The following is a 14335-nucleotide window of genomic DNA, read 5'->3' as shown; positions in this document are numbered from 1 at the left end:
CGGCGCTCATGCGGTGGTGACCTTGTTGTAGACCCAGACGCGGGCGGGGGGCAGGTTGCGCCAGATCCGGTTGGAGGCTTTGGACCTGTAGCTCTGCGAGCGCGCCGGGATCGGCGGCACCACCGCATAGGTGAACTGGATGAAGGGCGCGTTGGGGTGCATCAGCGCCTGCGCGGTCTCCAGAAGCTCCAGGCGCTGGTCCATGGGCTTGGTGAAGAGCGGCAGGCTCGACACGGTGGCGGCCGCCGGCTCCTTCAAGATGTTGGAGAGCGTTTCCTTGAGATCGTAGGCATCGCCCTGGATGATCGTCGCCTTCGGGAAACGGCGCTTCAGGAGCTGGCAGAATTCGGGATTGTATTCGATGAGGACGAGGCGCTCCTGGGCCACGCCGCGCCGGACCAGGGCATCGGTCACCGGGCCCGTGCCGGGGCCGAGCTCGATGACGGGGCCGGGGATGCGGGGATCCACGTAGGACGCCATGGTCCGGGCCAGGATCCTGCCGGAAGGAGTCACGGCCCCGATGACGAGGGGCCGTTCGAGCCAGGAGCGCAGGAAGCGAGCCTCGTCCTGAAAGCGATCCTTCTTGAGGGGGATTTTCCGGGCCGTTGGCCGTTGAAACGACTGAAGCACTAAGCTGTCCCCTCGATCTTGCCGATCACGTTGGCTGTTTAGAACCCAAAGCATCGGACCCAAAAGTGGACGCCACTTTTGGGGTCGATCCGATGCTTCTCATTTTACTGGCGCATCGTCTAGAGCGGAAAACCGGATCCACTTTTCCGCACGATGCGCTGAGAAAACGACCGTCAAGTTAAGTTGATCCACCCAACCCGTCGATAAACTCCCGGAAACGGGAGAAAAAGCCCGAGCTCTCCGGGTGATTTTCCTTGGAGCACTCCTGGTCGAACTCCATCAGGAGCTCGCGCTGGCGCTTGGTGAGCTTCTGCGGAGTTTCCACAACAACCTGGATGTAGAGGTCGCCCACGTCCCGCGAGCGCAGCACCGGCATCCCCTTGCCCTTCAGACGGAACTGCTTGCCGGTCTGGGTGCCCTCGGGCACCTTCACGAGCGCATCGGTGCCGCCCAGGGTCGGTACGCTGAACTCGCCGCCGAGGGCCGCCGTCACCATGGAGATCGGCACGCGGCAGAACAGGTCCGCGCCGTCGCGCTGATAGAACGGATGGGGCTTCAGGGACAGGAAGATGTAGAGATCGCCCGGCGGCCCGCCGCGCAGGCCGGCCTCGCCTTCGCCCGCGAGGCGGATGCGCGTGCCGTCCTCGACGCCCGCCGGGATGTTGACCGAGAGCGTGCGCTCGCGGGTGACGCGGCCGGCGCCGCCGCACTGGCCGCAGGGGTCGTCGATGACCTCGCCGCGCCCGTGGCAGTTGGGGCAGGTGCGCTCGATGGAGAAGAAGCCTTGAGTCGCCCGCACCCGTCCGGCGCCGCCGCAGGTGGGGCACGCCTTGGGCTTGGATCCCGGCTTCGCGCCGCTGCCTGAGCAGGCCTCGCAGGTGATGGAGGTCGGGATCTTGAGCTCGGCGGTCTTGCCGTTGAAGGCCTCGTCGAGGGAGATCTCGAGGTTGTAGCGCATGTCGGCGCCGCGCTCGCGCCCACCCGCGCTCCGGCCTCGGCCGCGTCCGCCGGCATCGCCGAAGAAATTCTCGAAGATGTCCGACATGAAATCGGAGAAATCGCCCCCGAAGCCGGGACCGGCGCCGCCCGGTCCGCCATTGGCGAAGGCCGCATGGCCGAAGCGGTCGTAGGCTGCGCGCTTCTGCCCGTCGGAGAGGGTCTGGTAGGCCTCGTTGATTTCCTTGAACTTGATCTCGGCTTCGTGGTCGCCCGGGTTGCGGTCCGGGTGGTACTGCATCGCGAGCTTGCGGAAGGCGGATTTCATCTCCGCTTCGGTGGCGGTTCGCGAGACGCCGAGAACCTCGTAGTAATCGCGCTTGGACATGTCAGGCGCCCCTGGGAGCGTTCGGCCGCTCCGTCATTCTGCCGGACCGTTTCGCCTGCGCTGCACAGGAAAAGGCTCCGGAAGCCTTTGCCAGCGCATCGTGCGCGAAAGTGGTCGGTTGATCGGTCATTGGTGCTTTCAGATCGTTTCATGAAAACGGCACCCGGTCACGAAACCGGGTGCCGAATTCTTCAGAAGGCGGTCATCGTTTTAGGCGCGCTTCTTCTTGTCGCCTTCGTCGACTTCCTGGAAGTCGGCGTCGATGACGTCGTCCTTCTGGGCGGCTTCGCCCTCAGGCTGCTGATCGCCGCCTTCGCCGGCATTGGCTTGTGCGGCATACATGGCCTCGCCGAGCTTCATGGAGGCCTGCATCAGGTCCGTGGTGCGGGCCTTGATCACCTCGGCGTCCTCGCCGGCAAGGGCCTGGCGCAGCGCGTCGATGGCGGTCGTGATGCCCTGCTTGTCCGACTCCGAGACCTTGTCGCCGTACTCCGTCAAAGACTTCTCGGTGGCGTGGATCAGGCTCTCGCCCTGGTTCTTGGCCTCGACGACCTCGCGGCGCTTCTTGTCTTCTTCGGCGTGAGCCTCGGCGTCCTTGACCATCTTCTCGATGTCGGCGTCGGACAGACCGCCGGAAGCCTGGATGCGGATCTGGTGCTCCTTGCCGGTCGCCTTGTCCTTCGCCGTGACGTTCACGATGCCGTTCGCGTCGATGTCGAAGGTCACCTCGATCTGCGGCACGCCGCGCGGTGCGGGCGGAATGCCCACGAGGTCGAACTGGCCGAGCAGCTTGTTGTCCGCCGCCATTTCGCGCTCGCCCTGGAAGACCCGGATCGTCACCGCGTTCTGGTTGTCTTCCGCGGTGGAGAACACCTGGCTCTTCTTCGTCGGGATCGTCGTGTTGCGGTCGATCAGACGGGTGAACACGCCGCCCAGCGTCTCGATGCCGAGCGACAGCGGGGTCACGTCGAGGAGCAGCACGTCCTTCACGTCGCCCTGGAGCACGCCGGCCTGGATCGCCGCGCCGATGGCCACGACCTCGTCCGGGTTCACGCCCTTGTGGGGCTCCTTGCCGAAGAAGTTCTTCACCACTTCCTGGATCTTCGGCATGCGGGTCATGCCGCCGACGAGAACCACCTCGTCGATGTCGCCCGCCGCGATGCCGGCATCCTTCAGCGCCTTGCGGCAGGGCTCGATGGTCTTCTGCACGAGATCATCCACGAGCTGCTCGAACTTGGCGCGCGAGAGCTTGAGGGCGAGGTGCTTCGGACCGGAAGCATCCGCCGTGATGTAGGGCAGGTTGATCTCGGTCTGCGACGCGGAGGAGAGCTCGATCTTGGCCTTCTCGGCGGCTTCCTTCAGGCGCTGCAGGGCGAGCTTGTCCTTGGTCAGGTCGATGCCCTGCTCCTTCTTGAACTCAGCCGCGAGGTATTCGACGAGGCGCATGTCGAAGTCTTCACCGCCCAGGAAGGTGTCGCCGTTCGTCGACTTCACCTCGAACACGCCGTCGCCGATCTCCAGCACCGACACGTCGAAGGTACCGCCGCCGAGGTCGTAGACCGCGATCATGCCGGTCTGCTTCTTGTCCAGGCCGTAGGCCAGGGCGGCCGCGGTCGGCTCGTTGATGATGCGCAGAACCTCGAGGCCGGCGATCTTGCCGGCGTCCTTGGTGGCCTGGCGCTGGGCGTCGTTGAAGTAGGCCGGAACCGTGATCACGGCCTGGGTGACCGGCTGCCCGAGATAGGACTCGGCGGTCTCCTTCATCTTCTGCAGGGTGAAGGCGGAGATCTGCGAGGGCGAATATTGCTTGCCGTCGGCCTCGACCCAGGCGTCGCCGTTCGGGCCCTTGATGATGTGGTACGGAACGAGGCCCATGTCCTTCTTGGTCATGGGATCGTCGAAGGTGCGGCCGATCAGGCGCTTGATGGCGAAGAAGGTGCGCGACGGGTTCGTGACCGCTTGGCGCTTGGCCGGCTGGCCGACGAGGCGCTCGCCTTCGTCCGTGAAGGCCACGATGGACGGGGTCGTCCGGGCGCCTTCCGCGTTTTCGATGACTTTGGGCGTCGTGCCTTCCATGACAGCGACGCAGGAATTGGTGGTGCCGAGGTCGATACCAATGACCTTACCCATGGCGGGATCCCTCACTTTCAAGCAGACCGCCGAGCCCTAAAAGCAGCCCGGCCCATGGCTTACATGTTGATGACTAAGTGCCGGAGCCGGCTCAACCCGAGCCGTGCCCCATGCTGGCGCTGATATAAGAAGGGGTTTTCCGGGCCGCAAGACAATCCTGAGGGCAAGATTGCCTCATTTCGTCGGAGGCGGGGCCTGTTGCAGGGCTGCAAGGGGAGTTTTCCTAGCTACCGTCGCCAAATCCTTAGCGGAGACATGATATGCCGTTGCGTAAGGGATCGCGACGGCGAGGGCCTCCTCCCTATCTCAGCAAGATATCAGCGCAGCAGGAGAGCGATCATGGAAGCCTCAAAGGGACCCTATTCCCTCACAGGCGGCTGCCAATGCGGCCAAGTGCGATACGAACTCACGCATCCACCGCGCGAAATCTATGTCTGCCACTGCCGGGAATGCCAGAAGCAATCGTCCTCGGCCTTTGGGATCTCGGTCCTGGCCCGTAGCGCCGATGTCCGGCTCCTGACCGGGCGGCTCGGCCATTGGACCCGCTCCACCGACAGCGGCGGGTCGTTGACCTGCTTTTTCTGCCCGGATTGCGGATCGCGCGTGTGGCATGGGGACCGGGAGCGGGAGGACGAGATCAGCATCAAGGGAGGCTCCCTCGACGAGCCGGTCGATCTCACCGATGCCATCCACATCTGGACCTCCCGCAAGCTGAACGGCGTGGTCATTCCGACGGGCAACCGGCAATATCCGAAGGAGCCCGCATAGTCGAAGCGGCTTCGCGCAACCGGCAGCGCTTTTCGAATGTTCGCGATCTTACGTTTACGGTAGAATAAGGGTTTCGCGGCGTTTTTCCGACGCTCCGGTGAGCGTCGTCAGCTAGCCTCGCGGGGATGTGGCCCATGATCCTCAAGCTCGTTCCGTCTGCGCTTCTTCTCTCAATAGGGTTCATTCCCCTGACCCAGGCTCACGACATCTACTCGCATCTCAAGGATTCCTGGGGCAACAGCTGCTGCAATGACGAGGATTGCCGGCCGGCGCCCTATCGGGTGACCCCGGCGGGCGTGCAGATGCTCATCGACGGTCAATGGGTCGAGGTTCCGGGCTACACGATTCAGTACCGGGCCCTGCTCGGCGATTCCGGCCGAACGGGCGGAGGGCATTGGTGCGGGCGCAGCTACCAGAAGGTCGACAACAGCGTCTTCCACGTTACCCAATGCGCGGTGCTGCCGCCGAACAGCGCGGCGCTCCCAAGGCCCGAATTCGACACAACGGGCGTTCCGACCGGCCCAGATCGTCCGGGCCAATCGGTGCAACCTGCTCGCTTCTAAGCGGCTGTCCCGAAGGTCTGCCCCGCTTCCCAGCCCAAGATCGCCTGCTTGCGGGTGAGCCCCCAATGATAGCCGGTGAGCGCTCCCGAACGGCCGAGCACCCGGTGGCAGGGGACCACGAAGGAGACCGGGTTCTTGCCGACCGCCGCGCCCACCGCCCGGCAGGCGGAGGGCTTGCCGATATGGCGGGCGATGTCGGAATAGGTGGTGGCCCTGTCGCGCGGGATGCGCAGCAGGGTCTGCCAGACGCGGACCTCGAAATCGGTGCCGATGAGGACCACCCGCAGGGGCTGCTCCGCCTGCCATTGCGACGGGTTGAAGATGCGCCTGGCCAGTGGCGCGGTGGCGGCCTGATCCTCCAGATAGGTGGCCCTGGGCCAGCGGCGGGTCAGGTCCGCGAGCGCCGCCTGCCGGTCGCCGTCATCCACGAAGCCGAGACCCGCCAGACCCCGGTCGGTGGCGATCAGCACCGCCTCGCCGAACGGCGAGGGGTGAAAGCCGTAGCGCATGGTCAGGCCTGCGCCGCCCGCCTTGTAATCTCCCGGGGTCATGGCCTCGTGGGTCACGAAGAGGTCGTGCAGCCTGGCCGGTCCCGACAGCCCGACCTCGTAGGTGGCGTCGAGCACGCTGGCGGAATCGGCGAGCAGCGCCTTCGCGTTGTCGAGGGTCAGGGCCTGCAGGAAGGCCTTCGGGCTCAGGCCCGCCCAACGGCGGAAGAGATGGTGCACATGGGTGGTGGAGAGCCCCACATGGTCGGCAATGGCCTCCAGGGAGGGCTGGTCGCGCCAGCGCTGCGAGATGAACGCAATGATCCGGCGCACCCGCTCGTAATCGGAATGGGGCTCGTCCGGCACGGTGATCGCGCCCGGTTCGATGGTGATGTCGCGTAAGGTATCGAGCATGGCTGTCATCCTGATTGACGCTCATCCTAGCGAGCCGGGAGGGGAGGTGACACCCGATATCTGTGATGAGGCAACTGTTGAAAGAGGATCAGGGAAACCAGCTCTCGGCAAATTTTCTTACATCGCAGCCATCGACTTCCATATCGACATAATAGTGCTTTCCTGGAGTGATGTATCCCATCTGCTTCTCGGTCGCTCCATCAGAGAGGCCGCATCTCAACGCAGCCGATGAACCAGAATCGATTCATTTGAAGAAATACTGGCTGCCGGTGCCCGGCTTGAGAGAAATTGGCGTGTTTCGTGCAAGAGCCAAGCTGCCACCGGGAAACTCGTAATGGACGAACCGGATCATAACGGTGCTTGGCCCGAACAAGAGAGTCAGGAATCCCAGGGCACATAAGAGAAAGATAAATTGCAAGGATGTGAGATGGCTCATTGGACGGCAGCCCTTCCAACTTTTGGTAATGTCTCAAGTTGTGGCTCGCAATGATATCTCAATTCGAAATTTCGCCCCACCCATCATAGAGGACGAGATTCATAGGTATGTTCCGGTTTTGTTCTTGACAAAGGTGGCAAGCTCAGATATATCATTTCCCATCCCCGCCCGCCGAGGGGCGCGCTCGCGAGGCGTCGCAAGAGTGGGGCGGAGAGCGGTCCCGCCGCAGGTCTCGCAAACCTGTGATCGCGGGTGGCCGACCCTGGCCCAGCCAGGAGGTCCGCTGAAACAAACCGCGTGCGAGGCGCCGTCCGGCTCTCCACTTTCCATCAACATCGAGCCGGGCTGCCCGTCGCACCTCCCTCGATCACCATCCGGCTCGGAGCCTCACGGCTCCGGGCCCCAAGGTGCTGGAGCTTTTTCAATGACCCCGCTTCACGTCCGCCAGCGCACGGCCGAGAGCCTCCGCCAGCGTTTCCCGCTCGGGCGGGGAGAGGTCGCGGGCGATCTCGACGTGCTCGTTGCGGGAAGTCAGCAGGAGATGCTGCATGCCGTATTCGGCGTCGATCTCGCGATCGAGGCGGGTCCAGAGCGGGTTGAACTGCCAGTCCTTCATCTCGCCGCGCGGACTCACCTTGCGAAACAGAAGTCGGATCGGCGTCAGTTCGAGCAGCTCGAACGCCTCGCCCTGGCGGTAGCTGATGCGAAACGCGATGTAGAGGCCGAGGAAATCGAGGCCGAAGAAGCCGGCGACCGGCCAGAAGCCCATGATCACGAAGGGCAGGCTCGCCACCAGGGAGACGAGGCAGACGAGCACTATGACGATCCTGAATCCCTGCGGGCTCAGGGAGCGGTGCGGGCGGATCACGGCTGAGAACACCGGCTGCTCGAACCGGTCGCTCCCGCCAATTGTCGCCTTGCCGCTTGTCATGCCTTGAGTATAACGCAGAAATGTCCGATCTGAAGCCGTCCCCCCGCCGCAGCTCCAAGGCCAAGCCTGCCGTCCCGGCGAAAAAGGCCGGGAAGGTCCTGAGGGCGCGGACCCCGAAGCCCGTCGACAATGCTACGATGATCGAGATCTTCCGGCGCCTGCACGCGGCCAATCCGGAGCCCAAGGGCGAGCTCGATTACATCAACCCCTATACCCTGCTGGTCGCCGTGGCGCTCTCGGCGCAGTCGACCGATGTGGGCGTCAACAAGGCGACCAAGAATCTGTTTCCCGTCGCCGACACGCCGCACAAGATGCTCGCCCTCGGCGAGGAAGGCCTGCGCGAGCACATCAGGACGCTGAACTTCTTCAACACCAAAGCGAAGAACGTGATCGCGGCGGCGCGGCGCCTCGTGGAGGAGTTCGGCGGCGAGGTGCCCAATTCCGTCGAGATCCTGGAGACCCTGCCGGGCGTCGGGCGCAAGACCGCGAGCGTCGTGGTCAACATCGCCTTCGGCGATCCGCGCGTGGCGGTCGACACCCACATCTTCCGCGTCACCAACCGGCTGCCGCTGGCCATCACCAAGACGCCGCTCGAAACGCAGGAGGCGCTCGAAAAGCTGATCCCGGACGAGTTCCGGCTCCACGCCCATCACTGGCTGATTCTGCACGGGCGCTACATCTGCAAGGCCCGCCGGCCCGAATGCTGGCGCTGTCCGGTCAACGACCTGTGCCGCTATCCGGACAAGACGATTGCGTGAGTGAGCCGAACGCGGTCAGCGCCGCAAGCAGCGCGCCGCCGCAGGGGTGCAGGCGATCCCCGGAGTCGAGCAGGCGAGGCCCTGCGCCGTGCGGGAGCAGACCACGCAGCTGTCGGTCCATTCCACGCAGGCAGGATCCGGAGCCCCGCCCTGGGTGACGGGAGACGGTCCGGCGCTCGCTCCCGCGATCACCGCGAGGATCACCATCAGCAGGGCGGCCGTGACGGCAAGGGTCACCGCCAGGGCTTCGTCGCGAGGCAGCATCGCTCAGCCGTAGACGATTAGGCCGGCGAGGCCCGCGGCGCCGACGAGGATGCGCCAATAGGCGAAGGGCGTGAAGCCGTGACGGGAGACGTAGTCCAGGAGCAGCTTCACCACGAGAAGCGCCGCGACGAAGGCAGAGAGGAAGCCCGCCACGATGATCGCCGCGTCGTTGGCGGAGAGGATCTTGTAATTCTTCAGCAGATCGTAGGTGAAGGCGCCCGCCATGGTCGGCATGGCGAGGAAGAAAGAGAACTCCGCCGCCGCGCGCTTCGAGGCGCCCATCAGCATTGCGCCCACGATGGTGGCGCCCGAGCGGGAGACGCCGGGGACCATGGCGGCACATTGGATGAGGCCGATCTTGAAATACATCGCCATGGGGAACCGGGTCGCGTCGGTCTTGGTCGCCTCGAGCGGCAGGCGGTCGATGGCCAGCAGCACGAAGCCCCCGACGATCAGGGTCGTGCACACGATCCAGGGATCGAAGAGCACTTCCTTGATGAAGCCGTGCAGCACCGCGCCGATCACCGCGGCCGGCAGGAAGGCCACGAGCACGCCGACGACGAAGTGGCGCGCCATCGGATCGTGCGGCAGCGCCTTGGCGATGGACCATAGCTTGTTGAAATAGACGGACAGGATCGCCAGGATCGCGCCGAGCTGGATCAGGACCTCGAAGGTCTTGCCCGTGGACTCGAAACCGAGGAAGTGGCCGACGAGGAGCAGATGACCCGTCGAGGAGACCGGAAGAAATTCCGTCAGACCTTCGATGAGGCCGAGAAAGAGCGCCTCGATGATTTGCGACATCGTTGAAAATCCTGAAAACGGCGCCAGATGCGGGAGCACGCCAAGTCTGTCAAGCAAGGTTTGCGCTGCCGGCGTGACCCTTGTGCATCACGGACATGAGATTCACCAATATTCCTTACCAACCCTTAACGAAGCACGGCCTTATTCTCGCCCCCTGTTTCGCGTCACTCATAGATTCATGGCCATCCTGCATTCTTATCCGTTCTGCCCGCAGTCGCGGTTCGCGCGTCTCGTTTTCGCGGAGCTCGGCCTTGAGCCGGAAATGGTCGAGGAGAAACCTTGGGATCGGCGCCTACCCTATCTCGAGATCAACCCGGCCGGGAATCTGCCGCTCTTCGTCGACGACAACGGGCTCGCGGTGGCGGGACCCTTGGGTCTTGCGGAATATCTCGATGAGACGCGGGGCGAGGATCTTCGGGACCGGCGCTTCCTGCCGCGGGATCTCGCGCAGCGGGTCGAGGTCCGCCGCCTGCTCGACTGGTTTCTGGTCAAGTTTCACGGCGAGGTCTCGGACTACCTTGCCACAGAAAAGATCTATAAGCGGTTCATGCCCATCGAGCTGGGAGGCGGGCCGCCGGACATGGGCGCGATTCGCGCGGCCCAGACCAATGTGCGATACCATCTCAAATATATCGGTTTTCTGATTTCCGCGCGGAATTGGCTGGCCGGCGACCAGATGACCTATGCGGATCTGGCGGCGGCGGCCCATCTGTCGGTGGTGGATTATCTCGGCGACGTGCCATGGGACGAGGACGAGACAGCGAAGCATTGGTACGCCAGGATCAAGTCCCGGCCGTCCTTCCGCGCGCTCCTCGCGGACCGGGTGCCGGGGATGGCGCCGGCGGAGCATTACGACGACCTGGATTTCTAGACGGCCACGCGCTCAAGCAAGCCTTCGTCGAGCGCGCCAAGGCGCTCGGCTTCGATGCGGTTCGCATCGCCGGACCTGACGCGATCCCGCTGGCGCCGGAGCGGCTCAAGGCCTGGCTTGAGGCCGGTCATCACGGATCCATGGAGTGGATGGCCGAGACGGCGGAACGCCGTGCCGACCCGAGGATCCTGTGGCCGGATGTGCGCAGCATCATCCTGCTCGGGCTGAACTATGGACCCACGGACGATCCGCTGCCCGAGCTGGCGCGGAAGGATCGCGGCTACATCTCGGTCTATGCCCGCAACCGCGACTATCATGACGTGATCAAGGGCAAGCTCAAGGAGGCGGCAGGCTTTCTCGCGGCGAAAGCCTCGTCCGACGTGAAGGTCTTCGTCGATACGGCGCCGGTAATGGAAAAGCCGCTCGCGGAAGCGGCAGGTCTCGGCTGGCAGGGCAAGCACACGGTCGTCGTCTCGCGCGAGTTCGGCGACTGGCTGTTCCTGGGTGCCATCTTCACGACAGTGGCGTTGCCGGCCGACGAGCCGGAGCGCGACCGTTGCGGCTCCTGCCGCCGCTGCCTCGATATCTGCCCGACGAACGCTTTCCCGGCGCCCTACCAGCTCGATGCGAGGCGCTGCATTTCGTATCTCACCATCGAGCACAAGGGGCATATCCCGGCGGAGCTGCGTGCCGGCATCGGCAATCGGATCTTCGGCTGCGACGATTGCCTTGCCGTCTGTCCGTGGAACAAATTCGCTCAGGCCGGGCGAGAGGCGCGGCTGGTGCAGCGGGAGGATCTGGCGGGGCTGCCGCTGAAGGAGCTGGCCCGCCTCGACGATCCCGCCTTCCGCACCCGGTTTTCCGGCACGCCGATCAAGCGCACCGGGCGCGACCGGTTTGTTCGCAACGTGCTCGTGGCGATCGGCAATTCGGGCGATGCAGCTCTGGCCGGCGAAGCCGTCCGTCTCCTCGACGATGCCTCGCCGCTCGTGCGCGCCATGGCCGTCTGGGCTCTCGGCCGCCTGCTTTCGCCCGAGGCGGTGGCCGGTCACGCCGCAGGACGGTTGGATCGTGAGGACGATCCGGACGTGCGCGAGGAATGGCGGCGCGCCATGGCATCGTCCATCGAAGCTGTGACTTGAACCTTCAGGCCGCGTGGCGGTTCGCGGTCGGGCCGAAATGGTCGATATAGCGCGGGTTGATCGCCGAGACGGGAAGGATGACGAGCACGTCCGTGGTGCCGAATTGCCGGTCGACCACCGCTCCCGTCCCGAAGGTCGCGCCCAGGCGCAGATAGCCCTTGATCAGGGGCGGCAGAGCATGAAGCGCCGCCTTGGGATCGATGGCCTCCTTGGGCAGGATATCCATCGCGGTGAAACGCTCCGGCAGCGCGCGGGCCTGCCATTCGGTCGGCGCCGATGCAAAATGGTGCAGGAAGCTCAGGGGCAGCGCCAGATCCTGCGGCTGCGTCCCCTCGAGGCTCGCGCAGCCCATCATCACGTCGATGCGGTGGTGCAGGACATAAGCCCAGATGCCGTGCCAGAGGAGCTCGACGGTGCGCTTGTTGCGATACTCCTCGAGAACGCAGGAGCGACCCAGCTCCAGGAAGCGCAGGCCGGGGTGAGCCTTGAGCAGGGGGGAGATGTCGTATTCGCCCCGGGTGTAGAAGCCGCCATGCCGGTCGGCCACGTCCTGACGGAGCAGGCGATAGGTGCCCACCACCTTCGGCTTGGCGGGGCGGAAGGCTTTCGGCTTCACGGCATGATCGAGCACGAGGAGGTGGTCGCAGATGGCGTCATACGCATCCACGTCCCGGCGCGAGATAAGAGCCGCGCCATTGGGAGAGGCCGACATCTCCTCGTAGAACACCTTGAAGCGCAGGCGCTGGGCGCGCCGGATCTCCTTGGCGGTGGTCGCCAGGCGCACTTCGAGCGAACCGATACGGCCGAGCACAGGATCGAGGCTGCCATAGTCGCGGACGATCTTGTCCGTGCCTGGAATGAATTTGCCAAAGCCGGGGAGGCGCGAACCCACTGCGGCAGGAATGGGCATCGCCTCATTCAACGGGGACATACTCATTGCAGCCTCTCGGGATCTTGCTCTGGTGCGGAGCTCGCCTTCGAGCCCGTCGCCCAAGCCATGACATAGGGCCCGTTTCAAACTGTTTTGTGACAGAAAACATAGTTATCCCGCGGGAAAATATCGAGAGCGTCGTGGCCTTCCGCAAGAAGCCATGAGAGCGTCATGGCTCGCTCCTACGCGGCCGCCGGGCGCCGATCCATATGGGCGCGATAGGACAGGGCCTCGGCCACATGAATCCGCCGGACGCGGTCCTCTCCGTCGAGGTCGGCGAGGGTGCGTCCCACCTTCAGCACGCGATGGAAGCCGCGGGCCGACAGGCGCATGGCGTTGGCGGCGTCGCGGATGAGGGTCAGGCCATCCGGGTCGGGTTGCGCCACCTCCTCCAGGAGCGCCGGCGGGCAGGCCGCATTGGTGGTCACGCCCTCCAGGTTCAAAGCCGCGTAGCGCTTGGCCTGACGTTCGCGGGCCCGGGCGACGCGGGCCGCCACCTCGGCCGATCCCTCCACGGGCGGCGGCAGGATGAGGTCGGCGGCCGTGACTGCCGGAACATCGATGGCGAGATCGATGCGGTCGAGAAGCGGGCCCGACAGGCGCGCCTGATACTGCGCAATGCAGCGCTCGTTCGGCTGGCGCCGGCAGACATAGCCCGGCTCGGTGGCCTGGCCGCAGCGGCAAGGATTCATGGCGGCGACGAGCTGGAACCGGGCCGGATAGGTGACGCGATGATTGGCCCTGGCGATCAGGATTTCTCCGGCCTCCAAGGGTTGGCGCAGGGAGTCGAGAACCTGAGGCTGGAATTCCGGAAGCTCGTCCAGGAAAAGCACGCCGTGATGCGCCAATGAGGCCTCACCTGGACGGGCATTGAGCCCACCGCCGACCAGTGCCGCCATGGACGCGGAGTGGTGCGGGGCTCGGAACGGGCGGCGGTTGGAGAGCGCGCCATCGGCCAGGAGGCCCGCGACCGACTGGATCATCGAGACCTCCAGCAATTCCCGCGGCGAGAGCGGCGGCAGGATCGACGGCAAGCGCTGGGCGAGCATGGATTTGCCGGCGCCGGGAGGACCGTTCATGAGGAGGTTGTGCGAGCCGGCTGCCGCGATCTCGAGGGTGCGTTTCGCGCTTTCCTGTCCCTTGATGTCGCGCAGGTCCGGCAAGGAGCCCGAGGCCGGCATGATGGCCGGTTCCGGCCGCGCCATCACCTGGGTGCCCTTGAAGTGATTGGCGAGCTGGATCAGGGAGCGCGGCGCCAGGATCTCGATGTCGCTGCCGGCCCAAGCGGCCTCCGACCCGCAGGCCTCGGGACAGATCAGCCCGTGCTCGCGCTCATAGGCCGCCATGGCGGCCGGCAAGGCGCCGGCCACCGCCGTGATGGAGCCGTCGAGGGCGAGTTCCCCGAGCACGGTGAAGCCGTTGAGGGCATCGGTCGGTATGGCCCCGATAGCGGCCATGACGCCGAGCGCGATCGGCAGGTCGTAATGGCTGCCTTCTTTCGGCAGATCGGCGGGCGCGAGGTTGACCGTGATGCGCTTCGCCGGAAGGGCGAGGCCCGAAGCGATCAGGGCGGAGCGAACCCGCTCGCGGGATTCCGCCACCGCCTTGTCGGGCAGGCCGACGATCATGAAGACGACGGCGCCGGGCGCGATCTGAACCTGCACGTCGACGGCACGCGCCTCGATTCCCTCGAACGCAACAGTGGAAACGCGCGTGACCATTCGACTGAATCTCCTCCGGAGATCCAGTTTTAACGCGACATTTCGAAACGCGATAGTGTTGCAATAACTATTCGGCGGGGAGATGCGACTTGATGAACAGATTACGGAACCCTCCTGCCACCGTCGCGTTGAGTCCCACTGCGCTGCGAGCCGCATCTTGGAA

The 14335-nt window shown here is 64.8% G+C and carries 14 protein-coding genes; 5 read left to right on the top strand and 9 right to left on the bottom strand.

Annotation, left to right across the window (positions count from 1 at the left end; translation table 11 throughout):
• Window positions 1-6: 6 nt before the first annotated feature.
• The 3 genes from VB672_RS11080 to dnaK all read right to left on the bottom strand — a co-directional run bounded on the left by VB672_RS11080 (window position 7) and on the right by dnaK (window position 4084).
• On the bottom strand, window positions 7-630 hold the full coding sequence (locus tag VB672_RS11080; protein WP_329784247.1) for a class I SAM-dependent methyltransferase: 624 nt from the start codon (window positions 628-630) through the stop codon (window positions 7-9).
• A gap of 178 nt (window positions 631-808) precedes the next feature.
• Window positions 809-1954 (bottom strand): molecular chaperone DnaJ, encoded by a 1146-nt coding sequence (dnaJ, locus tag VB672_RS11075; protein WP_329784246.1) that lies wholly within the window; start codon window positions 1952-1954, stop codon window positions 809-811.
• A 210-nt stretch (window positions 1955-2164) separates the two neighbouring features.
• The gene (dnaK, locus tag VB672_RS11070) at window positions 2165-4084 is read right to left on the bottom strand and encodes a molecular chaperone DnaK (protein WP_329784245.1); all 1920 of its coding nucleotides are present in this window, start codon (window positions 4082-4084) and stop codon (window positions 2165-2167) included.
• A gap of 339 nt (window positions 4085-4423) precedes the next feature.
• Between dnaK and VB672_RS11065 the strand changes: the two genes are divergently transcribed.
• The gene (locus tag VB672_RS11065) at window positions 4424-4852 is read left to right on the top strand and encodes a GFA family protein (protein WP_329784244.1); all 429 of its coding nucleotides are present in this window, start codon (window positions 4424-4426) and stop codon (window positions 4850-4852) included.
• A gap of 134 nt (window positions 4853-4986) precedes the next feature.
• Complete coding sequence (locus VB672_RS11060; protein WP_329784243.1) at window positions 4987-5415, top strand: hypothetical protein; 429 nt, start codon at window positions 4987-4989, stop codon at window positions 5413-5415.
• On the opposite strand, the gene VB672_RS11055 is transcribed toward VB672_RS11060, so the two are convergent.
• Window positions 5412-6326, bottom strand: coding sequence for a bifunctional helix-turn-helix domain-containing protein/methylated-DNA--[protein]-cysteine S-methyltransferase (locus tag VB672_RS11055; RefSeq protein ID WP_329784242.1), 915 nt, complete (start codon window positions 6324-6326; stop codon window positions 5412-5414). The two genes, VB672_RS11060 and VB672_RS11055, sit on opposite strands and share 4 nt — an antisense overlap.
• A gap of 848 nt (window positions 6327-7174) precedes the next feature.
• A complete protein-coding gene (locus VB672_RS11050; RefSeq protein WP_329784241.1) occupies window positions 7175-7684 on the bottom strand; it encodes a DUF2244 domain-containing protein in 510 nt (169 codons plus the stop codon).
• 20 nt (window positions 7685-7704) lie between these two features.
• On the opposite strand from VB672_RS11050, the gene nth reads away from it, so the two are divergent.
• Window positions 7705-8442 (top strand): endonuclease III, encoded by a 738-nt coding sequence (gene nth / locus VB672_RS11045; RefSeq protein ID WP_329784240.1) that lies wholly within the window; start codon window positions 7705-7707, stop codon window positions 8440-8442.
• 15 nt (window positions 8443-8457) lie between these two features.
• Here the strand turns inward: nth and VB672_RS11040 are convergent, their stop codons facing one another.
• Both VB672_RS11040 and VB672_RS11035 read right to left on the bottom strand, forming a co-directional pair.
• Window positions 8458-8706 (bottom strand): hypothetical protein, encoded by a 249-nt coding sequence (locus VB672_RS11040; RefSeq protein WP_329784239.1) that lies wholly within the window; start codon window positions 8704-8706, stop codon window positions 8458-8460.
• Window positions 8707-8709: 3 nt separating this feature from the next.
• Window positions 8710-9507, bottom strand: coding sequence for an undecaprenyl-diphosphate phosphatase (locus VB672_RS11035; RefSeq protein WP_329784238.1), 798 nt, complete (start codon window positions 9505-9507; stop codon window positions 8710-8712).
• A gap of 178 nt (window positions 9508-9685) precedes the next feature.
• Between VB672_RS11035 and VB672_RS11030 the strand changes: the two genes are divergently transcribed.
• Both VB672_RS11030 and queG read left to right on the top strand, forming a co-directional pair.
• Complete coding sequence (locus VB672_RS11030; RefSeq protein WP_329784237.1) at window positions 9686-10378, top strand: glutathione S-transferase family protein; 693 nt, start codon at window positions 9686-9688, stop codon at window positions 10376-10378.
• A complete protein-coding gene (gene queG / locus VB672_RS11025) occupies window positions 10276-11520 on the top strand; it encodes a tRNA epoxyqueuosine(34) reductase QueG (RefSeq protein WP_329784236.1) in 1245 nt (414 codons plus the stop codon). The genes VB672_RS11030 and queG overlap by 103 nt, the downstream gene beginning before the upstream one ends.
• Before the next feature lie 4 nt (window positions 11521-11524).
• Here the strand turns inward: queG and VB672_RS11020 are convergent, their stop codons facing one another.
• On the bottom strand, window positions 11525-12430 hold the full coding sequence (locus VB672_RS11020) for a GNAT family N-acetyltransferase (RefSeq protein ID WP_329784235.1): 906 nt from the start codon (window positions 12428-12430) through the stop codon (window positions 11525-11527).
• A 203-nt stretch (window positions 12431-12633) separates the two neighbouring features.
• Window positions 12634-14172: a YifB family Mg chelatase-like AAA ATPase gene (locus tag VB672_RS11015; RefSeq protein WP_329784234.1), complete on the bottom strand. Its 1539-nt coding sequence runs from the start codon at window positions 14170-14172 to the stop codon at window positions 12634-12636.
• Between the last annotated feature and the right edge of the window lie 163 nt (window positions 14173-14335).

This window comes from Microvirga sp. CF3016 (assembly GCF_036314085.1).
In the GTDB taxonomy this organism is placed as follows: Bacteria; Pseudomonadota; Alphaproteobacteria; order Rhizobiales; family Beijerinckiaceae; genus Microvirga.
This window is presented reverse-complemented; position numbering and strand designations above follow the sequence as displayed.